We start from the raw sequence: 24,720 nt of genomic DNA on the forward strand, positions 1-24,720 counted from the left end.
CGCGCTGTCGCAGACGGTGAAGATGAAATCCATCTGCGGCGCGCCGGGTTCTGCGAACACGTCCCAGCTCTTCGATGAGAAGCCCGTCGATGGATAGCCCAACGCTTCCAGTTCTTTCAGGGCATGCGGATTGACTTCGCCCTTCGGCTGGCTGCCGGCGGAGAAGGCTTTAAATCGTCCGCCACCTTCCTTGTTGAGAATGGCTTCGGCAAGAATAGAACGAGCGGAATTGCCCGTGCAGAGGAACAGCACGTTATAGGTCCTATCGGTCATGGTCGTGGTCCGTGGTTAGGTCGGCGGCCGGGTAAGCCTCATGATGGTCGCTGACGATGGGCAGATGGAGGAAAGCTGGCGGGTCGCCAGCACTGCTGCGGGAACGATGTCCCGTTGGACTTCAGAAAATCCGATGCGCGTGAAGAACGGTGCTGCATTCGTCGTGGCAAGGAAGACGTCGCCGGCATGGTCGAGACCCGCCACCGCCCGCTCGACCAAAACGCTGCCCAGTCCTTGCCCCCGATGATCGGGAAGCACGACAACCGAACGGAGGAGAAAGTCGTCACCGCAGCGCTCGACACCGAGGAAACCGATAGCCCGGCCATCCGATGACTGCGCCCTGAAGAAGGTGCGACCGTGATCCTCGATGTCATCAGTTGGCAAATGCGCTTCCGTCAAGGCTGCCTTGAGGCCAGCGTCGTTGCCATCAATTTGCTCCAACCTGATCGCGCTCATGACAGCTTCGCCTCGGGGGCGCAGCAAGGCGTCAACTCGGCGATGAGCGGAGCGCAAAGCTCTGTCGATCCGCCGCAGCAGTCCTTCAGGAGGAACAGCGTCAATTCCCTCAGGCCGTTGAGGTCTGCCCGGTAGATGATCGACCGGCTCTGCCGCTCGCTCGTCACCAAGCCTGCCCGCGAAAGCGTTGCGAGATGCGCCGACATGGTGTTTTGCGGCACATCGATGAGGCGGGCCAGCTCACCGGCCGGGATGCCGTCAGGCTCGTGCCGCACAAGAAGCCGGAAGGTCTCCAGTCGCGTGGTCTGTGCCAAGGCGCCGAGCGCCGCGATCGCCGTGATATTATCCATATATCCAGAATAGCAGATATGTTGAGATTGTCAATTGGAGACGACTACTGACATCGCGTAGGGCTAATCCGTGCTTGGCCCTATAGACGCCTGAGCAGCAGGATGGCCGCTTCTCGAGATTTGATCGCGAGAGCAGACTGTCAGCAACCGGCCCCATACCGGACATTCGAGAGCAAGTGGTTGGCCGGGTTCGAAAATTTAATGCGAATGTAGCCAATGAATGACGGGGTCGGCGGTTCGAATCCCGTCAACTGCTTCATAGAATTCAAAGGTGAGATCAGTTCTGGCATTATCGTTGAATATCCTCGTAATTCTGCAGGACTGATCTCACCAGGGGATTAGAGCCTGTAGCCGCCACTCGCTTCGATAACCTGGCCGGTCACCCACCGGCCTTCATCCGAGGCCAGGAAGGCCACCACCGCGGCGATGTCCGACGGTTCGCCGAAGCGGCCAAGGGCGGTATCTGTTTCTATGGCGGTCACCATTTCGGCGCTTTCGCGGACAGCCGCGTTCATATCGGTTCGCGTCCAGCCCGGCGCAACGGCATTCGCCGTGATGCCACGGGGACCCAGTTCAATGGCGAGCGAATGCGTGAAGACGTTGATGCTTCCCTTGGCCATCGAATATATAGACGCCCTCGGCGAGGGTCGTGTGGCGAAACCGGAAGACACGTTTACCACCCGTCCGCCATCGCTCAGGCGGCTGAGTGCGCTCTGAACGACGAAAAAGGGTGCACGGACGAAGACGTTGAACATGGCGTCAAAGCTTTCAGGCGTCGCATTGTCCAGACCGCCAAAACCGCTACCGCCGGCATTGTTCACGACGATGTCCAGCGTTTTGCTGCCGTTGCGGCTTTCAAGTTCGGCATCAAGCGCCTCGAACAACGGCGCAATCGAGCCCGCGTCCAGCAATTCAGCTTTCAGCGCGAAGGCGCTGCCGCCGGCTTTTTCGATCTCGGCGACGGCCTCGTCGGCACCGGTCTTGCTGGAGTTGTAAGTCAGTGCGACGGTCGCGCCGTCGGCGGCGAGACGCTCTGCGATAGCGCGACCGATGCCCCGTGACCCTCCCGTCACGAGAGCCGTTTTTCCATTGAGAGACTGCGACATAGAATTTTCCTCCGTTAGCCGAAATGTGATTTCAGTGATTTGCGGACGAGCTGGCGCGCGGGTTCACGCGATCCGTTCGCGTGTGATCGGGCCCGGATTGGCTTCGACGACCGCGAGCGCCAAGCGGATCAGGTCAGCGTCGCCGCCATATTCATTGTCTGCGATGTGATGCAAAAGCACGCCGACCTGTTCGAGCTGCCGGGCGCCCTTGAGATTACCGGCGTTGACGGGCTTGAAGCCCGCGTCGGCAATGAGGCCCCGCGTTACGTCGCCAGCGGCACTGTCGTCGGTTGCGTAGAAGACGTTGGCCTGCACAGGCGCCGCAGCCCACGCCGCCGCTTCAAGCGACGGAGCCGCTATCAGGTTGAAGCCCTTGACGATGCGCGCCTTCGGCAAGCGCCGCTGCAGGTCTTCCGAAGTCGAGCTGTCGCGCATGAACTCCAGATCGTGGAAGTGCACGAAATCGGCGGTAACGCCGAGCGGGTTCATGGTCTCGATCACGACCTTGCCGTCGAGCGCGTCGCCGACCTGGCTCACGATCGCCTCGACCCGTGGCCAGTAAATCGAGAAAAGTACGACTTCACCGAACTCCGCCGCCTCGCGGATCGTGCCGAGCCGAGCCTTGTCCCCCAGTTCCGTAAGCAGAGGTTCGATCTTCCGGTCCTCACCATCCGTGGCGATGACGAGTTCATGACCTGCGGCTGCCCAGGCGCGGGCCAAACGACTACCGATATTCCCGGCGCTCAAAATTCCGATCTTCATTAGATATCCTATTCACTTCAACGTTCGCGCTTCCTCTCGGAGCGGTTCGGTTGGAAGGTAGGATATCGCTCAGGAATAGATTAGATGCCCGACGAACCTCAGTCTGTTGTTCGTGCGAGCAACAATGTTGAACCGACGCTCACTCGCCGGGATGGCCTTGCGCCCAACTCCGGCCTTCGGCGAGCCCTCACTGTAGGTTGGTGTCACTACCATCCCCGAAAGCATCACGGCAAAGATCAACGAAGCCACGTACCTTCGGATCCATGTAGCGCGTGGAGGCAAAAACAGCGTGAACCGGCATCGGTATGCTTGCCCAACCGGGCAAAACCCTCACCAAGCTTCCCTCCGCTACATATGGTTCAGCCATGAACCGCGGAAGCTGCGCCACCCCCAAGCCGGAGACGGTCAGGTTCTTGGCGGCCACGATGTTATCGAGCGCGCAGCGTGGCGCCTGCGAGACCTTCTCTATTGCTTGGCCATTCACAAGGTTCCAGCTTGCGCGGCCGCTGGACGTTTTCATAATCAAGTCGTGGCGCTTCAAATCGTCGACGATCCGGAGCGCCGGAGCTTCCTTCAGATATCGAGGCGCGGCATAGAGACCGTAGGTTATTTCTCCAAGCTTGCGGGCCGACAGATCAGAATCTTGCAAGGTGCCGATGCGGATCGCGACATCGATCCCCTCATGAATGATATCGATGAACCGAATTGAGTATATCGCTTCCACCGTGACCTTCGGCCACTTGGACAAATAGGCGGCGATCCAATTGTCGACGCGTGTTGTGCCGAACTCTGGTGTCGCTGTGATCTTAAGACGGCCCTTGGGCTCCTGCCTCTGCTGAGCGACTGCGGCTTGGGCCGCCTCTGCGGCGGCGAGGATCGAAGAGGCGCGTTCGAAATAGTCTCTTCCGACTTCCGTCACGCTGAGGCGGCGCGTCGACCTGTTCAGCAGCCTCGCGCCGAGCTTTTCCTCGATCCGCTGCACGATGCGGCTCACCCGAGCCTTGTCAGTCTCAAGGCGATCGGCCGCAGCGGTAAAGGACTCCTCCGTCACCACTGCGACGAAGACCTGCATTTCGGAAAAGCCGATTGTTGATGTCATAGACAACATTCTGTCACGCGTCGCTTGAACCATCAATCAGCGCGAGCCCCATATCTCCGACATTAATGAGCTAAGCTCGGATGCGCTGTTGTCATGGAAACAACAATAGAATTGGCCGATTTTGCTCGGCGCATATTCCAGCATTTAATCGCGGGCCGTAGTTTCGATAGCATCGACGCGGTCAGGGTAAAACGCGAGGTATCCCTTAATCATCAGCATGTGGTCGAAAGTATCCTCGTAAGACCAGGCGACATCCCTGGCGGCGCCACCTCGCGCGCTGAAATAGCTGGCGTCGCCCTTGTAGGGGCAGTGGGTGCTGGTGTCGCTGCGGCTGAGTTCATCCATCGTCACGTCAGCGCGCGGGATGTAGTAGACCGGATTGAGGCTCGCCTCTTTGAGGATGAGGGCGTCACGGCTGTCGGCGAGGACGGACTCATCCAGCTTGACGACAACCCTCTCGCCCGCAGGAGCGATGGTGATCGGATGATCGGGACCTGGCTTTCTTCCACCTTGCATGTCGTATTCCTTTGTGTTGCTCGCGCCGGGCCGGCAGCGGTCGGGGCCTCTCTCAACCGACATCCGGACGCCCTTGGAGGGGCGTCCGGCAGGAGGTCAATTCGCGACGGTCGCGGCGCTTGCCTGGGCCATGAAGAGGTCGACGTGGACCTGCGGCATGCCCTCGAACGTGCCGCCGATCGGCGACGGGCGCTTTGCCTCGTCGATCAAGCGCCGAGCATCTTCGCGCGACACGGGCGTGCCGGGCTGCGTGTAGGCGCGCTCGGCTTCTGGCCCCGTCGCCTGCAGGTCTACCTTCGGAGCATAGGCCCAGAAGTAGATCGGCGTGCTCGGTTCGATGCGCCAGCTGTCAGCGAGCGAACCAGCGTCGATGGAATCGAAGCCGATCTTGTCGAAGAACTCGGTCACCGCCTGCTTCGCGCCGGCGTCGTCACCCGCGATCGGCAGCGTCGTGCGGTTCGCCGAACCATTCGGCGTCGCGTTGGCCTTCATGTGGAGCCAGCTGAGGTTGTGAAAGCCCTTGACGACCTTCGCCCCCGGCAGACGCCGCTGGATCAGCTCACTGGAAGTCAGCTCGGCCTTGTCGAGGACGTCATTGTTACCGAATGCGGGATAGTAGTTCGTCTGGTCGAGTACGACCTTGCCCGCGAACTTGTCGGCGGGCAGCTGCTCGGTGGCGGCGATCGGGATCGAGAGCGTGACGACGTCACCCGCCGCGATGGCCTCCTCGGTGGTGCCGGCGCTCGCCAGCGGACCAAGCTCCTCGATCAGGTCGTTGATGGTGTCCGCGCCGCGGGAGTTGCTGATCACCACCTTGTAGCCAGCTGCGGTCGCGAGGCGCGCGACTGCCTTACCGACGAGGCCGGAGCCAATGATTCCGATTGTTTGTGTCATGTACGATGTCTTTCTTCATAAGGGCGGTAGCCGCCGACGGGATCAATGCGGCCGCACTGTCCCGCGCGCCCTTCGACGGCGAGCGCTCCAGCAAGCGACACGAGCGAAGTTATGAATCTGATCGAGGAGTTAACAGTCGCGCCGCGGGCAACACACTGTTGTCCCTCGGACCGACAATAAATCACCAGCCGTGCAGGCACACTCACTCCGAGAACCACAAGGTCGCTCGAAAGGTAAGCGTGATGACCAGATCGCTAGAGACCCGGTGACAATCGAACGGCTTCACGCCGGTTAGAATGTAACGCATTGGGCGCAGCAGATCGTCTCAACTGAAGCCTTCGACAGCACTCCTGAAGCCATCGCGGCAGACGTCGACAAACCCCCGCACCTTCGGATCCATATAGCGCGTCGAAGCAAAGACGGCGTGGACCGGGACTGGGATACGCGCCCAACCCGGCAGGATCCTAGCAAGGCCGCCTTCCGCTACATGCGGCTCGGCCATGTATCTTGGAAGCTGCACGATTCCTAGACTCGACAGCGCCAGGTTCCTGGCGGCCATGGTGTTATCGAGGGCGCACCGTGGTGCGTGCCACACCTTCTCCGTCTTTTCACCATTCACCAAGGTCCAGCCCGGACGGCCGTGCGGCGCATGCATGATCAGGTCGTGCCGCTTCAGATCATCAACCTTGCGGATAGACGCTGCACTCCTCAGATAATCGGGGGAAGCATACAAGCCGTAGGTCAACTCTCCCAGCCTGCGGGCCGAAAGCTCCGAGTCATCCAACGGACCGATGCGAATCGCCACATCGACACCTTCATGAATGATATCGACGAGACGGTTCGTGTACTCCGTTTCGACGGTGACCTTCGGCCACTTGCGCAAGAATTCAGCGATCCAGCCATCGACCCGCATCGTTCCAAATTCAGCCCCAGCCGTAACTTTCAAGCGGCCCTTCGGTTCTTGAGTCCGTTGCGCCACTGCGGCTTCGGCGGCTTCAGCAGCCGCCAGGATCGATGAGGCGCGTTCGAAATAATCGCGCCCGACTTCCGTCACGCTTAGATGCCGGGTCGACCGATTCAAAAGCCGTGCGCCGAGCTTCTCTTCCATTCGCCGCACGACGCGGCTCACCCGCGCCTTATCCGTTTCGAGGCGTTCCGCTGCGGCTGTGAAAGACCCTTCAGTCACCACTGCGATGAAGGCCTGCATCTCTAAAAAATCTATTGTTGCTGTCATAGCAACAGTCTGAAACCATTGACGGAATTGTCAATCCTTAAACAACCAAAATCGCATCCATTGGACACGACCGGGTTAAGACTTGCATGGCTTTAAAACGTGAGTGTCTTCAAACGACAGATCGTTTAGTTCGGATTTTTCAGTAGTTTAACATGATGGCGGAGAGGCCGAAGGTTCGATGCCGTTCAAGAGCTCATCGTCGAAGCAATGGCGTCTTCGTGCATCGGAGTGCGTTAGCAGGCGTGGCGGGTGATCCCGCAACCGCATGTAACCAGGCCTCCGAAATCCGGATGGTGGTCAGCGGAGCAGCCCGTCAACGTCGAAATCTTCCCAGCCCCGAAGCCCGGTTGCGGGTTCGTCGATAACGCCCGCAGCCTTACGCGACCGCTTTTCCTTTTTCGCTAACCGCACAAGCTTCGCCTGGTACGCCGCATTTTCTCTCTTCTCAGCCTTTGCCTCGGCATCTTCGACCCGCCATTCGTCGACAGCCCCGCGATCGAGGAGATCCACAACGATATCTGGATCGAAGACATGGAAAGTAATCTGTCGAGCTCGTCCTGCTAGCCTGACGGTTCTGGTCCCGGCGCTTGGAAGGCGGCCGTCGGCAAGCCAACGATGCCGCTCGCTTGCCTTCATTCCAAGAATGTCCTGAATCTCGCGCGGAATGACGGGCAGCCTCGGTGCGTCTGCCATCACCTTGGAGACAACCGACACTGCGGCGTTGAAGGCAGCTCTTTCATCAATCGGCATCGCAAGAATCAGGTCGACGCCTTCGAACGAGATCGCTTTCTTGGACGTTTTCGGTAGTCGGGCCTGGATTTCCTGCAGGATACCTTTGGCTCGGATTGAAGACCCCAAGGTGGCATCGGCCGTCAAGGTCCAGGTCCTGAGGAGTTCGTTGTCGTTCTTCTGTGATTTCGGCATAGGAGCTAAATGGTGCCGGTGTCGCGCGTGATCAATGAACTTCTATGTAAGGCATGAGTCCATCGCCAATATTCGGTAAAGCCCGCAGACCCGAGGAACTTTCTGTGGTGAGCGAAGTTAGCAGGCTCCACCCCCTGAACGGAGAGAACTTCATGGTCACCATGGTCGGCAACGAAGGCAACATCGAGAGCTTGTCGATCATATCAGCGATTGCGGCGATACGGAGGGATGACCGCTCGATTTCACTCATTGCCTCGACGGCCTGAACGACAACCGCGCTCGCTTTCTCTATCTTTTCGTTTGCATGCCTTGCGGCAGCCGATACGTCGGTGGCGAGCTGGCTGCCATGGCGGGCGACGGAAACAATCTCGTTCCTGCCGCAACAATCGCTTCGACGACTTTCTTCTTTTTGTTGAGGTCGTCCGAGCCGGCACGGCGGCAATTATCAACGTGGGTCACGGGAGCGCAACTTAACCAACAAGGTTAGAAATTGGCGCGCATGACAGCAAGAAGGCTTCGTCGCGGACCTGGCACGTCGTACGCCATGTCGACATGATTGTCGAAGATGTTCAGCAGCGTCAGGCCGAGCTCGAGATGCCCCGTCGGCGATTTCCAGGTCAGCGCCGCATCAGTGGTTGTGTAGTTTTCGACATTGACGAAATAGGGGCCAAAGTCTGGGTCGTAACCTTTGCCGCCCACGCGCTTGCCGATGAAGTTCTGCGCAAGGCTGAAGGTCACGCGTGAGGGATGCACATAGGTAAAGCCGATCTGCGCGAGATAGTCGGGTACGAGCGGAACCGGTGTGTCGCCGCCGATCAGCGGGGTGGTGTCCACGCTATCGTTCCATGTGAACGAGCCGAACAGACCCAATCCATCCCCGAGCCAATAATTCGCGCTGACATTGACCCGGTCGATCTCGCCCGTCGCCGTATCGAAGAGGCCGGAGAGACTCGGGATGCCGAGGCTTAGGCCGTCGAACCTCACATGCTTGTAATCGACGGAGGTGAAGAAGCGCTCGCTCCATTCCGCATCCCACCGCAGCATCACGGTTTCCTTCTCGCCTTCCATGAAGAGTGGAATATCGAGCGGCACCAGGCCGACGGTGGAAACGGGCGAGAGCGTCTGATCGACGGGATACTGCGTATCGCGCCGATAGGCAGCACGGAGCCAATGGTTTTCAACCGGCGTCCAGGCGACGCCGAAGCGCGGGTCTATGGCCTCGAGCGTGTCGCTGCTCAGCGTATCGAACCAGGAATAGTAGGCACCGGCCTGAAGCTTCAGGTGGTCGGACAGGTCGAAGGTCGCGTCGGCATAGAGCCGCGCCGCCTTTCCGCCCAGGGGGTAGCCGTATTCCACGATCAGATCGCCTGCCGGCTCGTTGAAATAGCGCACAACGTTCCAGGAGGTGTTGTCGTACAGTTCCGCGCCGTAGCGCATGGTGAACGGCCCCAGGCCGAGGAGATGGCTTATGCCGCCGCTGAGGCCACGGTTCTTGGATGTCTGTTCGAAGCTATAATCGCCATTGACGGGGTTGATGTCATAGCTGGTGCCTTCGTAGTGCTCCAGCGAAGTGCCGTTTTCATACATCGCGAAGGCTTGAACGATGTTCTTCTCCGAAATCGTGTGGCTCCAGCCCCCGCCGATCGTCTCGCGCTCGCTGCTGAAACGATCGTTCAGTGGGTCGTAGAGCTGGCCGGGATAGCCGATCTGCGTGTCGATGAGATCGCCGAAGAGAAAGACATTGTCGGCCAGCGTCGGGCGCAGTCCGATTTCGAAGGCGCCCCCTTCGAAATCGCTTCGGTCGTTCTCCCGCACACTTTCCGGACGGGAGAACTGGCCCATGACATTGTAGCTGAATGGAACGACATCGTAGTTGGTGCCGTGAACGTTGATTCCTTTGCTCCAGCCGGTGGCGCCGGGTTGGGCGGAAAAACTGCCGGTCAGCGTGGTTTCCATAAACGCGCGGCTTTCGAGCGCGTTGGCGCGCTGTTGCGCCGCAACGCTCATCGGATCGAGCAGGAAGTTCTGAATGTTGGTCGGCAGGCGCACGGACCCGAGCGAGTAGCGGTCAAGGCCGCTCGGCGGCGTCGAGACGAAGGGATAGACCTGACCGGCGGCCTGCTCGTCGTCATAACTGGCGCCGAGGAAAGGATCATAGGCCCGCGCCTTGTGGTATTTTCCCCATTCCGCCAAGCCGATGTTTTCCAGCGCATCGCCGAGAACGGAGGATGCCTGCCGGTGCACGTCGTAGCCGGAATAGTAGCCGCCACGCCCCTGGCGGCGGCGTAGGGCTTCGCGCGCGCTCTCGATCGCTTCGTCGGCGCGGAACTGGTCGATGGCGACCCCGGCGCGGATCATGGCGATCGTCGGATCGTCCTTGTCGAAGCGGTCGGCATTATCGAGCGCTTGTTCAGTCTCCGCGACGGCCCCGCTCTGGTAGCTGGCGATGGCCAGGCCGACCAGGGCATTGCCATAGGTCGGGTTGATGGCCGCCGCTTCCAGAAGAATCTTCTTACCCTCTTCCGTCTTGCCCATGCGCAGGAGATAACGCCCCTTGGCGGCAAGCACGGCATAGGTGTCGGGGTCCAGCGCCTCGGCTGCGTCGAGCTCGCGCTTTGCCGCGGCCATCTGCTCGTGGCTCATGAGAAACAGGGCATAGTTGGTGCGGACGGCGATATTGTCAGGGTTGAGCGCGACGGCGCGGCGATGGGTGGCGTCCGCCTCTATCGTGGCGTCGCGATCGCTCTGGATGCCGGCAAGATCATCCCATGCGGCGTCGTTGCCCGGGGCGATCTCGACGGCGCGTTTCAGGTCGGCGAGGGCGCCATTGATATCGCTCGAAACGGCGGACAGATAGCGGGCATTCGTCGTGAGATAGCCGATGTCGTCGGGATCGATCGCCCGGGCGCGGTCGAGGGCGGCGCGCGCTTCCTCGCGCCGGTCGAGCTCGAGCAGAAGGCTTGCGCGCATGGCCGTCAGGCCGGCGTCGTCGGGAAATCGCGTCTCCGCCTTTTCCAGAAGTGCGATTGCCTCCGCCTGGCCCTGCAGGTGGGCGACGACCGAGGCCTGGACGGAAGCTTCGCTTGCGGTGGCCGGCATGCGGGTGAGGTAGGACGGCGCTTTCTTCGTATCGGGATCGGCGAGCGATGCGGCGACCCATTCGCCATAGTCGGCCATCACGCGCCGTTCGCCGGAAAGTCCGGCCCGCGCCTTGCGAAACAGCCGGATCGCTTCATCATAGCGCAGGGCGTTGCCGGCGATCATCGCTTCGACCAGCGTCACTCGTGCTTCCATCGCTGCAGGAAGGGGGCGCGGCAGGTGCGAGAGGGCGTCTTCCGCCGCCTTGCGGCCGTCGGCGCCCAGCGCCAGTTCGGCGAGCTTCAGCCAGTCCTCGCGGCTGCGCGACGCTTCCGGCTTGTCGAGAAGCCGCCGCCGGTCGCCGCGCGCGTCGATCGTATCCTCGCCGGAGATCGGCAGCGTGATGAACAGGCCGCGGATTTCGCCATAGAGCAGGATCTGCTCGCGCTCGTCGAGATTGACCAGCACATATTTGCGCGGAGCCTGCCCTAGCGTCGCCACGGCCCCTTCACCCTGATTAACGGTGACGCTGCCCTGGGCGTTGCTGAGTTCCACGGTGCCTTCGAGCACCGTGAGCGTGGTGCGATTTCCGTTTGTGTTGAGCGCCCAGTCGGTGCCGCGAATGGCGGCTGCTGCAGCCGGCGTATCGATGACGATGCCGCTCCCGCCGCGCTCGGCACGGCCCCAGATCATGCCGCCTTCGAGATTTAGCAGGCTGTCGGAGGCGCTGTCGATCTTGCGCACGCGCAACACAGTCTCGCGTGCCATGCGCACCAGCGTGTTGTCGGCGAAGCGGATGGCGAGGCTGCCCAGCGCATTGGTGCGCAGCGTGTCGCCGGCCAGCAGGTCCTGGTTGACCTCGACGCCGCGCCAGTCCTTGGCCTCGACGAACTGCACCTCTTCGCCGGACTTGCGCTCCACGACGGAGCCATCTGCGGCGGAGACGCGCGGGAGCAAGTCGGCAAAAGCCGGCACCACACCCGCAACGAAAGCCATCGTGGCTACGCTTAACCTCAACGCACAAATAAATTCTTGGTGGTAACTCAAGTCGACTTGTCCGTTATCTGGACGCCTTTATTGCGCAGCGGGATGAGCAATTCCTCAGGGCACCTCTACCGCGACGCTGTCGATATCATAGAAGTCCACGACGTTGTATGCCGAAACTGAACCTAACTTCTCCCTGGACCTAAGGGCAATGGTTTCGGCGGATCGGCCACGGTCTTCGGCGACGCCAAGATGACAACAGCTCTCCTCGACCGCCTGACCCACCGTTGCCATATCCTGGAAACCGGTAATGACAGCTTCCGCTTCAAGGCCAGCTCGGCCGCTGCAGCACAGAAGAGAGGAGAAAAGGCCAATCCCTTGACCAAGGCCTGATCAGAAAACCATACTTAGAGGTGGCTCACTTCTCGGTGGAAAAACCGGCTCAGTTCCGCGTGCAAACCAACAGAAGAGGTCGCGGACAGCGGAGAAGACGGAGATGAAGCGCTGAAGGCCTCCCGATGAACGGAAGCCCTGCATCATCCGCTCCCGTTTTCGAAGGGGCACATGAGAGTTCTCGCCCAGACGCTCCTCCCAAGGCGTTACCGTGACATCGCCCACGCTATCGATGACAAGGGACGGTTTCCCCTTTTCGAGAATTAACTCCTGCCGCTGTGGCTCGCAGCGAATGGTGATTGCCTGCGGTTCATGAGTCAAGTAGCCAACCGCCACCGCGGTCGATGTATGCGTCGCGGCGGCGAACCTCGTCGGGTACCGCGAGGCCGAAGGCAGTCAGAATCTCATCGATATTGTGACCGATGAGATCCGCGAAACGCTTCATTCCGCTTCGGTCCATGCCATGAAGTTGCGCGACCAGCCTTCGGGATATGCTTCCGGTCAGGCCTTCAGTCAGGCGTCGCTTCGCGCCGGGTGCGTCAATGCCGAATGCTTGAAGGAAGAGGAAGAAGTCCTCCTCCGTTATTTCCGTGAGCTTCGTTGCCTCGCCGATAGCATAGGGCAGGAAATCCGTCAGGTTTGGATCGAGCCGGGTCGGCATCAGGTCGTATCTCGGTGCAACGCGGACGCCACCGGTAGGTTCGTAGAGGAGGGCGAAATTCTTGGCATGAGCATCGACATTGCCGATCATCAGGTCGAACAAGGTCGCCGAGATGAACCGTCGCTTCTCGGCCGTGGGCTCGTTCGTTGCCTCGAGCACGCGATTGATAGCGGCGGCATCGAACCTTCGGTCCTCGGTACCGTTTCGCTCGTATTTCATGGACGGCGGCAGGCCTAGCGCCTGTGCGAAGTCTTCCTGATGGATGCGGACAACCAAATCGTTGCCATCGAGGGCTCGATCGAAGCGACGAATTATGAGGGCATTGACCCCCTCGAACTCCCGGACGATCGCTTCGGCCGTCTCGAATCCGAGCCCCGCAGATAGCCGCAAAGCCTCCAGTTCAAGTTGTGGATCGCTCGGGTGTCCCTGGTCCGGAACCTTGACGATGTGTGTGGTCGGCGCGCCGGTTCCTGGCAATGGCTCTGCGAACGATCCGTCCGGCAGGATCGTCAATGCGATCTTGCTCTGGACGCCTGCAAGCGGCGAGGGATCTTCGGTCTCGTCCGGCAGGCGCTGGCGCCGGTATAGGGAATGGACGATCCTTGTCATCCAGGCTTCGTCCAGCCGACGGTAATCGGTCTGGAAATTCCCCGGGACCTTGGCCGCGGGCGCCCCCAGCGGCAACACCGAGATCGATCCCGGGCAGTCGCGTCCAAGATGGAAAAGCAGCCCGGCGACATCGCTTCTTGCCAGCCCTTCGCGATCCATGACCCGTTGGAGCGGGCCATCGCGCTCCTGCAGGAGATTGTCGAAGAACGGCCGTGCATTCGGGTCGACATAGGTGGCGTCGGTGAGCGGAAGCGATAGCGAGAGTGGGATGGCGTTGGGATTGTCCAGGTACTGCGATCGGTAGGCGAATGCCAGTGCGCCCTCCTCATCGCGAACTAGGTTGCCGATCGGGTCATCGAAGCCATCCAGGCGGACATCGAGCGCGATAATGTCCATCAGCGCTGGCGTCCCTGGAGCCAAATGCCGGCGCCAAGGGCGACCTTCAGCGCCTTGCCGAATTCGACCGTTGACTTGCCGTTCTCAAATTCTGAGATGAAGCGCCGGCCAACCCCCGTTAAGTCAGCGAATTCCTGCTGCGTCAGACCCTTTTCCTCGCGCGCTTTCTTGACCAGTCGACCGAGGTCCGCAGTCGTGTGTATGTCCTGTGCTATGTAGGTCGGGGCAATCGACGAGGATTGCAGGACCGTTGCGATGGATTCGGAGAATTCTTCGTATTTCGACGGTGCGATGTGCTTGCTGTCGATGACGGTCGCCACCGGCAGTGACCCGGAGTTGAAAGCTTCCTTGATGCGCGTCGACATGGATGGAATGGAACCAGTCGGCCCTTCCTTGTTCGAAGGCTCCTTTTGTGTAATCGCCTCGCGCAGCTCTTGCCCGCTCGGAGATTGGGCCAAGAGCCTTGCGAGTGTCGCGGCGTCTTTCGGGGGGCTTTTGCCGGGTTGCTTACTCATTTTTTTGCTCCTGTACGGGAGCATATAGCAATCCGGCTGTCGCTTCAACACCTCGTGCTCCCGAGCGGGAGCGGTGCGATATTGTCATGATACCGAACGGGAATTTGAACGCGGAAAACGAAAAAACGGAAGGCAATGTTCCCGTTCGGGAGCATGATTTCCGTTGAACAAAAAATTGGTATGGGATAAACGTTGATGCAGCCTTTTGCAGAAATATCTCCGCGTTGGAGGTATCGAAACGCCCAACGGCTTTGATTTTCAACGAAAATTGTGACGCACGGCGCGGGTTCGATTCCCATCAAGAGCTTAAAACAGACTAGTGTGCTCTATTGAGGATTGCCAGAAGCCTGATTGCCGATCCTTCCCATTGCCGGGCGGTTTCGCCAGGCTCCGTCGAAAAATCACGGATTCGTCGGCCGTCTGCATAACGCCAACGTCAGAACCGAAAGGGCCAGCAAGGAAAATCCCGCACCCGCGATGAAGGTTGCGGTGGCGCCATAGCTATCCCAAAGCAGGCCGGCGGCCACGTTGCCAATGAGGGCGGCAAGGCCCGTCATCAGGTTGAAGACGCCGAAGGCCGTTCCCTTGAGGCCGGGTGGCGCCGTGTCGGCGACGAGGGTGGCAAGCAATCCCTGTGATAGGCCCATATGCAAACCCCACAGGACAATGCCGATCAGGAACATCGGGATCGAGCCGGCGAGAGCCAACACCAGATAGGCGGCGGTGAGCAGGCCGACACTGACAGTGAGGATGTCGGATCGCCCGAGCCTGTCTGAAAGCTTGCCAGCCGGATAGGCCGTCAAACCATAGACCGCATGCATAATGACCATGGTGATGGGGATCCAGGCCGGCGTGAAGCCGGCTTCTTCGGATTTCAGGAGCAGGAAGGCTTCGCTGAAGCGGGCGAGGGTCAGCGTAGAGGCGGCGACGATGACGGACCACACCGCGGAGTTGAGACGGATGATGTCGCCTGTCCTGAGCGGTGGTGCAGCGGCTTTCGCGGCGGCTGGGGTTTCCGGCTCCCTAATGCCGATGATCAGGACGAGAACGGACAGGAAGGCGGGAACAACGGCAATCCAGTAGACCGTGAGCACATCGCCGCTAAGTGCGATCATCAGTCCGATCGCTGCAAGCGGGCCGATGAAGCCACCAACCGTATCGAGGCATTTTCGAAGGCCGAAGGCGGCGCCCCGGATGTCCGGCGGCGTAACGTCGGCGATCAGTGCATCGCGTGGCGTGCCGCGAATACCTTTTCCGACGCGGTCCACCGCCTTGGCGGCGACAATCCAGTCGATCGAGGTAGCGAAGGGGAAGGCGAGTTTCGCGAGGGCGCCGAGGCCGTAGCCGATGACCGCCAGCGTCTTCCGTCGCCGCGTCCAGTCGGCGATTATGCCGGAAAAGAGCTTCGTGATGGTGGCTACGACAACCGAGAAGCCTTCGATGAAGCCGACGACCACGGCCGAAACGCCGAGCCCAGAGACGAGATAGAAAGGCAGAAGCGTCTGAACCATCTCCGAGGAAACGTCCATCAGCAGGCTCACGAAACCGAGGACCCAGACGGTTGCAGGAATTCCTGGGCGCATAGCTGCGGACTTAGGGGAGGGAATAGCGATCTGCCTGTCTGCGTCTCCATTCATGTCGCTACAGATCCCGTCAGCAGCGTCCAGACGATGCCACCCGCCGCGCAGACTGCGAGCGTGGCGACGACGGAGACCTTCAGCCTGAACAGGCCGATGACGGCGAGTGCGGTCAGGGCCAGCGACGCTAGGTCGATGGAGGCGAGGCGGGGCACTTCGACGGCAAGCGGGCCGAACGCCCGTTCGTCCACTTCCCGGAAGAGGACGTGCAGGGCCAGCCAGATGGCAAGGTTGAGGATGACGCCGACGACCGCGGCCGTGATCGCCGACATGGCGCCCGTCAGCGCGGGATTGCCGCGGAGCTTTTCGATGAAGGGCGCGCCGAGGAAAATCCACAGGAAGCTCGGCAGGAAGGTCACCCAGCTCGTCAGCATCGCCGCCAGCGTCGCGGCAACCAGCGGGTCGAGCGCGCCGGGCGCGCGATAGGCGCCCATGAAGCCGACGAACTGGACGACCATGATGAGGGGCCCAGGCGTGGTCTCGGCCATGCCGAGGCCATCGAGCATCTCGCCGGGCCTGAGCCAGCCGAAGTTCTGCACCGCCTCCTGCGCCACATAGGCAAGCACCGCATAGGCGCCGCCGAAGGTGACGACCGCCATCTGGCTGAAGAACACGGCGATTTTCGTGAAGACATTGTCGGGGCCTAGACTGATCCAGAGGGCCGCGACCGGCAACAGCCAGAGGGCGGCGAGCAAGGCGGATGACTTCAGCGACGCGGTCAGGTTCGCCTGCGTGTGCGGCGTCTCCTCGCCCAGAAGGGAATCCTTGTCCTCGAGTATCCTGCCGGTCCCTGCCTTGTGGCCGCCGCCGAGCCTGAACATTGGCGAGCCGGACCGCCCGGCGATGAAGCCGACGAGGGCGGCGACCGCGATGATCAAGGGAAACGGCACGCGGAAAAAGAAGATCGCAACGAAGGCCGCGCCGGCAATCACAAGCATGGCGGTGTTCTTCAGGGCCCGGTTTCCAATCCGGAACACGGCCTGCAGGACGACGGCGAGGACGGCGGCCTTCAGCCCGAAGAACAGGCCCTCGATGAAGGGCACATTGCCGAAGAGCGCATAGACATAGCTCAGGGCGAGGATGGAGAGGAAGCCCGGCAGCACGAACAGCGCACCGGCAATCAGGCCGCCGGCGGTGCGGTGCATCAGCCAGCCGATATAGATGGCGAGCTGGTGGGCTTCCGGGCCGGGCAGCAGCATGCAGTAATTGAGGGCATGCAGAAACCGGTGCTCGCCGATCCAGCGCTTCTCGTCGACGAGGATCCTGTGCATGACGGCGATCTGCCCCGCGGGGCCGCCGAAGCTGAGGGCGGCGATCCTTGCCCATACCCGGACCGCTTCCGACAGGGGAACGCCGTGCGCGCCCGCTTCCGCCGGGGCGAAGCCTTTCTCGAGGGTCTCGCTCATCTCACTGGCCCTTCTTCTGGTTCGGCCAGTTGTGGGTCTCGCCGGTCGCATCGCGGCACCAGCGATAGAAGGCGTCGTAGAGAAGCATGCCGGCATCGAGTTGTTCGAGATCGTCGTTGAACATGCGCGACAGGCCGAGCGAGGCCGCGACCAGCCCCGCCACTTCCGGCGCAAGGTCGGGCCGGGCGGTGTCGGCGCCGCGCACGATCGCGGCGAGCCGGGAAAGCGGCTCCGAGGCAAGGCCGAACTCCTCGATCATCACGTCGAAGGTGCACAGTTCACCCCGATGGCTCCAGAACACCTCCTCGATGTCGAACGGCGTCGCGCCGAACCGCTCGCCGACCAGGGAGACGTCCGCTGCCGGCACGAACAGGAACAAGGCGGAGGGATCGACGAAGCGCCGGATCAGCCAGGGGCAGGCGATCCGGTCGATCTTCGGCCGGGACCGTGTGACCCAGACGGTACGGTCCTGCGCATCGCGCGCCGGCAGTTTTTCCTCCGGCACGGCCGCGCCGCTAAAGCGGATCCAGGCCTCGAAGCCGCCTTCCAGCACTTCGGCGTCGATGCCCGCGTGCCGTAGATAGGCGGCGACGCCATGGCTGAGCTTGCGGCCGGCCTGGCAGACGACGACGGCGGGCCCGGCGATCTGGCAGCACCAGTCCGCGACGTCCTTGTGGCGCCGGCGGATGGAGCCGGGCAGAAGCCTGCGGTCGCGTGCAAAGTCCTCTTCGGTGCGCACGTCGACGATGACGGGCGTATTGGGCGTGCCGATAAGGCGGTTGAGCTTGTCCGGGGAAATTTCGAGAAATGACGGCATGACGCGTCCTCCGTTTTGCGGGTGTGATGGACGCGATTCTTCAGCCTGTCGCCTCGTGGGGTGATCGCGACCCCATGCGCTTCCTATGCGCGTGCGCGCTTTTGCTGTCAAGCGTATAGGTCGCGCTTGAGGCCGTGACCCGCTAGAGGCGGGCGCGCAGGCGACGCTTCAAGAAGCGGCTCTGGAAGGGGCCCGCTGAGAACTTCTGTCTGTGGGATATCGGCGGACCACACAACGTCATGAAAACAGTCCTTTAGGGGAAACTTTCTTGACATATGCACTCATATTAAAATAAGCGCGGCTGGTGCGGCCACGAGGCCGTGTGAGGCTTGAGGCGGACCGGCGATGTCGCTGTCTTTCATCCAGAAATTCGCGGCGCGGGGCGACCGGCCGGCACTGGTCTTTCCCGGTCACCGAACCGTTACATACGCGGAGCTTGCCCGGCGTATCACCAGTCGCGCCGCACTGTTCGGCTACGGTCGCCGCCTGGTGGCGATCGAGGCGGGTACCTGCGAGCATGCCATCATCACCTACCTCGCGGCCCTTGCCGCGGGGCATGCAGTCGCGCTGCTTCCGCCCGGCCAGCCGGCGCTGCTCGACCGCTTCTGCGACGATTTCCGGCCGGAAACCACCTGCCGCTCTATCGACGGGCGCTGGCGGACGGACGCGGACACCCATCTCGATCCTGCGCCGTTGCATGCGGACCTCGCCTTGCTGCTCTCCACCTCCGGCTCGACCGGGGTCAGCAAGAGCGTGCGCCTATCCGCCAGCGCGCTGGAGGCGAATACCCGGTCGATCGCCAGCTACCTAGCGCTTTCGGAAGCCGATCGCGGCCTGCTGATGCTGCCATTGCACTATTCCTATGGCCTCTCGGTGCTGAATTCCCATCTTGCCGTTGGCGCCAGCCTTTTCGTGCCGCGCCATTCTGTGCTCGATGCAGGTTTTGCCGAAGACCTTGCAGACCACGGTGTTACCAATATCGCTGGCGTGCCGTTCAGCTACGAGCTCTTCGAGCGCATCGGTCTGCGCGAGCGGCACCTACCTTTGCTTCGCTTCATGACCGTGGCCGGCGGCAGGCTTTCGCCGGACCTCATCACCCGCTATCGCCGGCATATGGAGGATCGCCTCTTCGTCATGTACGGCCAGACTGAGGCGACCGCCCGCATCGCCTATATGCCGCCGGAACGACTGACCGGCCACGAGGACTGCATCGGCATGGCGATTCCGGGTGGCCGGCTCTCGCTCGTCGGGGAAGACGGGGAAGAGATCACCGGGCAGGGGATTTCCGGCGAACTCGTCTATTCCGGCCCGAATGTCATGATGGGTTATGCCGCTGGCCGCGACGACCTCGCGCAAGACCACACGATAAAAGATCTGAAGACCGGCGACCTTGCCGAGCGCACCGATGACGGTTTCTTCCGCATCGTCGGACGCCTGAAACGGTTTTCGAAGATCGCCGGACTGCGCATCGCGCATGATGCGATCGAGCAGGCTTTTGCCCGCGACGGTCTCGATGTCGTCGTGACGGGCACGGACAGCCAACTCACCGCTTTTTTCACCGGAGCGGCCCGGGAAGAAGACGTGCGGGCAAAACTTGCCGGCGCAAGCGGGCTCGCCCTGCTGCACGTCGCTGCCCGCCGCATTCCGGCTCTGCCGCGCACGGCGAACGGCAAGATCGACTATGCCGTGCTAACGGCCCTCTCATCCCGCGAGGAACCCGCATCCGGCGGCGTGCGGGAGGCCTTTCGCCGGGCTTTCTTCCCGAAGGCGATTGCCGAAACGGATAGTTTTGCCACGCTCGGCGGCGATTCGCTGCGCTTCGTCGAACTCTCGGTGGGACTGGAGCGCACGCTCGGTGCCCTGCCGGAGGGCTGGGAGCGCATGACGGTCGGCGCGCTGAGCGCGCGCGAACCGCAGGCGGCGGCAAAACCCCGTATCGGCATCGATATTCCGCTGCGCGTCATCGCCATCCTGCTCGTCGTCCTGCATCACGAAATGCTCTGGCCCATTCCGGGCGGCTCGGCGCTGATGCTGGTGCTGGTCGGCTTCTCGTTGGCGCGCTTCCAGCCCGGCAATTTTTCGCGGGGTGATCGCAAGGCGCTGCTGCGGCCGCTCATGACGGTACTCGTGCCCTATGCCGGGCTTCTGGTCGGTTATGCCGCCGCCTGGGGGGAGGTGCCCTGGGCCTCGGTGTTCCTCGTCGGCAATTTCGGCTTTGCCGATCCCGACCGGCACACCATGCTGCCCTATCTCTATTGGTTCGTGGAACTCTTCACGCAGGTCCTGCTGATCTTCACCGGGCTCTCCTTCCTGCCGAAGGCGCGTGCTGCGGTGGCGCAAAATCCCTTTGGTGCAGGGCTTTTTGTGCTCGGGCTGGCGGTGGCGGTGCGGTTCGTTGCGCCGTTCTTCATCGATATTGGCAACCGGCAGATTTTTACCCTCTACTGGAATGTCTACCTCGTCGCGCTCGGCTGGTGCGCCTTCCATGCGCCGGGGCCGCGCAGCCGGACGCTGCTGAGCGGTTTTGCGGCGGTGCTGTTTTTCGTCCTCGGCTTCGTCGATGGCGTGTGGATCGGCACGACGATCAAATATCTCGTCGTCTTCGCCGGCTTCCTCGCCCTCGTCCATCTGCCGTCGCTCGCCCTGCCGCGCTGGCTGTTCATCGGGCTGATGCCCACTGCAGCGGCAAGCTACCACATCTATCTGTTTCACCGGCTGGTGCCGGACGTGATGATGGTGCCGCTGCACGGCACCGCCATCGCGCCGGCTCTGTTCCACGCAACCGCGATCGTCGGCGGGCTGGCGCTCGGGATTGCGGTGTGGTTCGTCCAGCGCACGATCATTCGCCGTCTCTCGGCGTTGCGGGCTAGGGCGCCGGACTCAGTGGTGAATGTTGCGCGCGACTACACAACCTTGGCAACCAGAAGGTAGCGCTAGCCATCCGTTTTTGCATCTCTGGTAGGGGCGTTGTCACGTTGTTGGTGGCTTAACGGTTGATTGGCTATCTGGGCCTGATGAGCAGTCTCATCGTCAGCTATAAGAACCACCGTTTTCCGCCGCAGATCATTGCCCGCGCGGTCTGGCTTTATTTCGGGTTTCCATTGAGCCTGCGGCTGGTTGAGGAAATGCTTCTGGAGCGCGGCATCATTGTCTCTTACGAAACGATCCGGCGATGGGGTCGCAAGTTCGGGGCGGCCTACGCAAAGCAGTTGCGCAGAAAGAAGCCATCGCGAAAGGATATCTGGCATCTGGACGAGGTGGTGATTTCCATTGGTGGTCGGAAGCACTGGCTTTGGCGCGCCGTCGACCAGGACGGGTATGTACTCGACGAAATCGTACAGGCTCGTCGCGACACGAAGGCTGCCAGGCGATTGCTGCTCAGATTGCTGAAGAAGCAAGGCCTTGCTCCAAAGCGGATCGTCACCGACAAACTGCGCTCGTATGGGGCAGCAAAGCGGGATCTGATGCCTGCCGTCGAGCATCGATCGCACAAAGGCCCGAACAATCGCGCGGAAAATTCTCACCTGCCGCTACGAAAGCGAGAAAGGGTGATGCAGGGCTTTCGATCTGTCGGCGGCTTACAACGTTTCATCTCGGTCTTCTCGGCAGTCAGAAATCACTTCATCCAGCACCACCAGAAACACTCTGCACTCGCCACTCATATTCATCGGATCCGCGCTATGGCGCAGTGGAAAGCCGTGACCGTTTCAGTTGCCTGAGTTCAATGGCAAGCGCTTCATCTCGCCTCAGCAAAACAACGTGACATCACCTTCCGCCGTCATCGTATCGGCAAGATGAAGTTCAAGGTGACCAACTGGGCGGAGTATGAGGCAGGCCTTGGTCGGCGTGGCAGCCTGACACTTTGACGCCGGAGGCACTGTCGTCATGACAGGCGCCGAAGCGCACGACACGCGGTGGCCACCGCGCTATTCCGATCTGGCGATCGAGACCGCCCTGACCCTGGGAATGGTGTTCGGTCTGCGCCTGCGTCAGACGGAAGGCTTCGTGACCTCGGTGCTGGAGTTGATTGGACTAGACTTCGCTGTTCCCGATCATGCGATCCCGTACCCATCGTCATTCCTGCCAGACCACACAGGCCTCCCGCGCCGAAGATAGCCGCCTAACGTAAGAAAAGGCTTAAGCGCCGGGCAATCTTTCGACGGCGGACCGTCCTGCAAATTCGTGTCGCAAAGCGATAATTTCGTTTGCAGGTTCGTTTTTCTTCGTTTTGAATGCAGCTTGCTTCGCTGCGAAGCGGGCCGGGGCGGGATCGAGGAGGATCTCCCTTCGGAACAGGTCGTTTCCAGCGGCCGGAACATCAGGGAGGAAACATGTCTAATCGTCTCATCGCCACCTCGACAGCCGCCATCACCCTTTCGCTCCTGCTTGGATCGAGCGCACTTGCCGCAACCGAACTGCAATGGTGGCATGCCATGACCGGCGCCAACAACGAGGTTGTCGACCAGTTGGCGAAGGAATTCAACGGAAGCCAGAGCGAGTACAAGGTCGTTCCGGTGTTCAAGGGAACCTATCCCGAGACGCTGAACGCCGGCATCGCCGCCTACCGCTCCAAGCAGCCGCCCGCGATCATCCAGGTGTTCGACGCGGGCAGCGGCGTGATGATGAGGGCCGAGGGCGCCATCGTGCCGGCCGCCGACGTCTTGCAGAAGGGCGGCTACACCTTCGACAAGTCGCAGTATCTCGCGGGCATCGTCGCCTATTATTCCAAGCCGGACGGCACCATGCTGTCCTTCCCCTACAATTCGTCCTCGCCGATCCTCTACTACAACAAGGACGCCTTCACTAAGGCGGGGCTCGACGCGGAGAACCCGCCGAAGACCTGGCCGGAAGTCTTTGAGGCAGCAAAGAAGATCAAGGCGAGCGACGCGGCGAAATGCGGTATCACCTCCACCTGGCTAACCTGGATTCAGACCGAGAATTTCGCCGCCTGGAACAATGTCGCCTATGGCACGAACGAGAACGGCCTCGGTAGCACCGATGTGAAGCTCGAGTTCAACGCGCCGCTGTTCGTGGAGCATTTCCAGGCCATCGCCGACCTTGCCAAGGACGGCACGTTCCGTTACGGCGGGCGCACCTCCGAAGCCAAGCAGCTATTCATGTCGGGCGAATGCGCGATCCTGACCGAATCCTCTGGCGGCCTCGGCGATATCGTCAAGTCCGGCGTCAACTACGGTATCGGCCAGTTGCCCTATTATGAAGGCCACGGCCCGCAGAACACCATTCCCGGCGGCGCCAGCCTCTGGGTCTTCGGCGGCAAGAGCGACGAGGAATACAAGGGCGTCGCGCAGTTCTTCAACTTCCTGTCGCAGACGCAGATCCAGGCTCGCCTCCACCAGGTCTCCGGCTACCTGCCGGTCACCAACGCGGCCTATGAGGAAACCAAGAAGTCTGGCTTCTACGAGAAGAACCCGGCCCGCGAGACGCCGATCCTGCAGATGATGGGCAAGGCGCCGACCGAGAACTCGAAGGGCGTGCGCCTCGTCAACCTGCCGCAGGTGCGCGACATCATGAACGAGGAGTTCGAGGCGATGCTGGCCGGCTCGCAGGACGCCAAGACAGCGCTCGACAAGTCCGTCGAGCGCGGCAATGCGGCGATCGCGGAGGCGATCGGCAACTGAGCGTAGTAGGATGCCGGATGCCGCCCGCCGCCTTCAGGGCGCGGGCGGCGGACGGCGCGTCTTGAATTGTCGCTTCGGGAGACCGCCTTGCACACCGTCGCCTTCCCCAACAAGATCCTGCCCTATCTCCTGGTGGCGCCGCAGATCATCCTCACCGTGGTCTTCTTCTTCTGGCCGGCGAGCCAGGCGATCTACCAGTCGACCCTGCGCGAGGATCCGTTCGGCCTGAAGAGCGGCTTCGTCGGCCTTGCCAATTTTTCCGCCGTGCTCGCCGATCCGAACTACCTCTCCTCGCTGCAGGTCACCGTGGTCTTCATTGTCCTGACGGCGCTGGTGTCGATGGGCGTCGCGCTGCTGCTGGCGACCACCGCCGACAAGGTGGTGCGCGGCCAGACGCTCTATCGCACGCTGCTGATCTGGCCCTATGCGGTGGCGCCGGCCGTTGCCGGCATGCTCTGGCTCTTCATGTTCAACCCGGCCATGGGCACGCTTGCCTACCTGCTCCGGCGCAACGGCTTCGGCTGGGACCCGCTTCTCAACGGCGACCAGGCCATGGCGCTCATCGTGGTCGCGGCCGCCTGGAAGCAGATCAGCTACAATTTCCTGTTCTTCGTCGCCGGCCTGCAGGCGATCCCGAAATCGCTGATCGAGGCGGCCTCCATCGACGGCGCGCGCGGCACGCGGCGCTTCTGGACCATCGTCTTCCCGCTTCTTGCCCCCACCACCTTCTTCCTCCTCGTGGTCAACACCGTCTATGCCTTCTTCGACACGTTCGGCATCATCCACGCGGTCACTGGCGGCGGCCCGGCCAAGGCGACCGAGACGCTGGTCTACAAGGTCTACAATGACGGTTTCGTCAACCTCAACCTCGGCTCCTCCGCCGCGCAATCGGTGATCCTGATGATCATCGTCATCGCGCTGACCGCCTTCCAGTTCCGCTTCGTCGAGAAGCGCGTGCATTACGGGTGAGG

Annotated in this window: 19 protein-coding genes and 4 pseudogenes; 6 read left to right on the forward strand and 17 right to left on the reverse strand. The window is 61.4% G+C overall.

What is annotated here, in order from left to right:
* The 11 genes from GR138_RS28170 to GR138_RS28220 all read right to left on the reverse strand — a co-directional run.
* Positions 1-273, reverse strand: a 273-nt coding sequence (locus GR138_RS28170) for an arsenate reductase ArsC (protein ID WP_160862598.1), incomplete at its 3' end; no start/stop codon positions are given.
* 15 nt (positions 274-288) lie between these two features.
* A complete protein-coding gene (gene arsN2 / locus GR138_RS28175; RefSeq protein WP_160862599.1) occupies positions 289-729 on the reverse strand; it encodes an arsenic resistance N-acetyltransferase ArsN2 in 441 nt (146 codons plus the stop codon).
* Positions 726-1,079, reverse strand: coding sequence for an ArsR/SmtB family transcription factor (locus GR138_RS28180; protein ID WP_160862600.1), 354 nt, complete (start codon positions 1,077-1,079; stop codon positions 726-728). The genes arsN2 and GR138_RS28180 overlap by 4 nt, the downstream gene beginning before the upstream one ends.
* A 338-nt stretch (positions 1,080-1,417) precedes the next feature.
* Positions 1,418-2,185: an SDR family NAD(P)-dependent oxidoreductase gene (locus GR138_RS28185; protein ID WP_160862601.1), complete on the reverse strand. Its 768-nt coding sequence runs from the start codon at positions 2,183-2,185 to the stop codon at positions 1,418-1,420.
* 63 nt (positions 2,186-2,248) lie between these two features.
* Positions 2,249-2,947, reverse strand: coding sequence for an NADPH-dependent F420 reductase (locus GR138_RS28190; RefSeq protein WP_160862602.1), 699 nt, complete (start codon positions 2,945-2,947; stop codon positions 2,249-2,251).
* Between the two features lie 187 nt (positions 2,948-3,134).
* The gene (locus tag GR138_RS28195) at positions 3,135-4,046 is read right to left on the reverse strand and encodes a LysR family transcriptional regulator (RefSeq protein WP_202402894.1); all 912 of its coding nucleotides are present in this window, start codon (positions 4,044-4,046) and stop codon (positions 3,135-3,137) included.
* A 144-nt stretch (positions 4,047-4,190) separates the two neighbouring features.
* Entirely contained in the window at positions 4,191-4,562 is a 372-nt protein-coding gene (locus GR138_RS28200) for a DUF427 domain-containing protein (protein WP_160862652.1), read from the reverse strand.
* 96 nt (positions 4,563-4,658) lie between these two features.
* Positions 4,659-5,456, reverse strand: a complete 798-nt coding sequence (locus GR138_RS28205; protein WP_160862603.1) for an NADPH-dependent F420 reductase — start codon at positions 5,454-5,456, stop codon at positions 4,659-4,661.
* Between the two features lie 325 nt (positions 5,457-5,781).
* Positions 5,782-6,690, reverse strand: coding sequence for a LysR family transcriptional regulator (locus GR138_RS28210; RefSeq protein ID WP_160862604.1), 909 nt, complete (start codon positions 6,688-6,690; stop codon positions 5,782-5,784).
* Between the two features lie 297 nt (positions 6,691-6,987).
* Positions 6,988-7,614, reverse strand: a complete 627-nt coding sequence (locus tag GR138_RS28215; protein ID WP_160862605.1) for a hypothetical protein — start codon at positions 7,612-7,614, stop codon at positions 6,988-6,990.
* A gap of 483 nt (positions 7,615-8,097) precedes the next feature.
* Entirely contained in the window at positions 8,098-11,688 is a 3,591-nt protein-coding gene (locus tag GR138_RS28220) for a TonB-dependent receptor domain-containing protein (RefSeq protein ID WP_202402895.1), read from the reverse strand.
* A gap of 204 nt (positions 11,689-11,892) precedes the next feature.
* On the opposite strand from GR138_RS28220, the pseudogene GR138_RS28225 reads away from it, so the two are divergent.
* Positions 11,893-12,069 (forward strand): annotated as a pseudogene (locus GR138_RS28225) (ATP-binding protein); the annotation flags it as partial.
* Here the strand turns inward: GR138_RS28225 and GR138_RS30995 are convergent.
* The 6 genes and pseudogenes from GR138_RS30995 to GR138_RS28255 all read right to left on the reverse strand — a co-directional run.
* Positions 12,070-12,252, reverse strand: a pseudogene (locus GR138_RS30995) (hypothetical protein); the annotation flags it as partial.
* Positions 12,253-12,379: 127 nt separating this feature from the next.
* On the reverse strand, positions 12,380-13,735 hold the full coding sequence (locus tag GR138_RS28235; protein WP_160862606.1) for a HipA domain-containing protein: 1,356 nt from the start codon (positions 13,733-13,735) through the stop codon (positions 12,380-12,382).
* Positions 13,735-14,250, reverse strand: a complete 516-nt coding sequence (locus GR138_RS28240) for a helix-turn-helix transcriptional regulator (protein ID WP_202402896.1) — start codon at positions 14,248-14,250, stop codon at positions 13,735-13,737. The genes GR138_RS28235 and GR138_RS28240 overlap by 1 nt, the downstream gene beginning before the upstream one ends.
* A 401-nt stretch (positions 14,251-14,651) precedes the next feature.
* Positions 14,652-15,833 carry an MFS transporter gene (locus GR138_RS28245; protein WP_160862607.1) on the reverse strand — a complete coding sequence of 394 codons (1,182 nt, stop codon included), beginning with the start codon at positions 15,831-15,833 and terminating at the stop codon, positions 14,652-14,654.
* Between the two features lie 50 nt (positions 15,834-15,883).
* Positions 15,884-17,293: a chromate efflux transporter gene (gene chrA, locus GR138_RS28250; protein WP_160862608.1), complete on the reverse strand. Its 1,410-nt coding sequence runs from the start codon at positions 17,291-17,293 to the stop codon at positions 15,884-15,886.
* A 1-nt stretch (position 17,294) separates the two neighbouring features.
* A complete protein-coding gene (locus tag GR138_RS28255) occupies positions 17,295-18,110 on the reverse strand; it encodes a chromate resistance protein ChrB domain-containing protein (RefSeq protein ID WP_160862609.1) in 816 nt (271 codons plus the stop codon).
* 345 nt (positions 18,111-18,455) lie between these two features.
* Here GR138_RS28255 and GR138_RS28260 point away from each other — a divergent pair, with 345 nt between their 5' ends.
* The 5 genes and pseudogenes from GR138_RS28260 (at position 18,456) to ugpA (ending at position 24,718) form a co-directional block, all read left to right on the forward strand.
* Positions 18,456-21,041 (forward strand): AMP-binding protein, encoded by a 2,586-nt coding sequence (locus GR138_RS28260; protein ID WP_160862610.1) that lies wholly within the window; start codon positions 18,456-18,458, stop codon positions 21,039-21,041.
* Positions 21,042-21,077: 36 nt separating this feature from the next.
* Positions 21,078-21,829 (forward strand): annotated as a pseudogene (locus tag GR138_RS28265) (IS6 family transposase).
* 75 nt (positions 21,830-21,904) lie between these two features.
* Positions 21,905-22,166, forward strand: a pseudogene (locus tag GR138_RS28270) (transposase); the annotation flags it as partial.
* 275 nt (positions 22,167-22,441) lie between these two features.
* Positions 22,442-23,749, forward strand: a complete 1,308-nt coding sequence (ugpB, locus tag GR138_RS28275; RefSeq protein ID WP_160862612.1) for a sn-glycerol-3-phosphate ABC transporter substrate-binding protein UgpB — start codon at positions 22,442-22,444, stop codon at positions 23,747-23,749.
* A gap of 87 nt (positions 23,750-23,836) precedes the next feature.
* Positions 23,837-24,718 carry a sn-glycerol-3-phosphate ABC transporter permease UgpA gene (gene ugpA / locus GR138_RS28280; RefSeq protein ID WP_160862613.1) on the forward strand — a complete coding sequence of 294 codons (882 nt, stop codon included), beginning with the start codon at positions 23,837-23,839 and terminating at the stop codon, positions 24,716-24,718.
* Positions 24,719-24,720 lie beyond the last annotated feature (2 nt).

Origin of the sequence: Shinella kummerowiae, assembly GCF_009827055.1 — a bacterium.
GTDB classification, from domain to species: domain Bacteria; phylum Pseudomonadota; class Alphaproteobacteria; order Rhizobiales; family Rhizobiaceae; genus Shinella; species Shinella kummerowiae.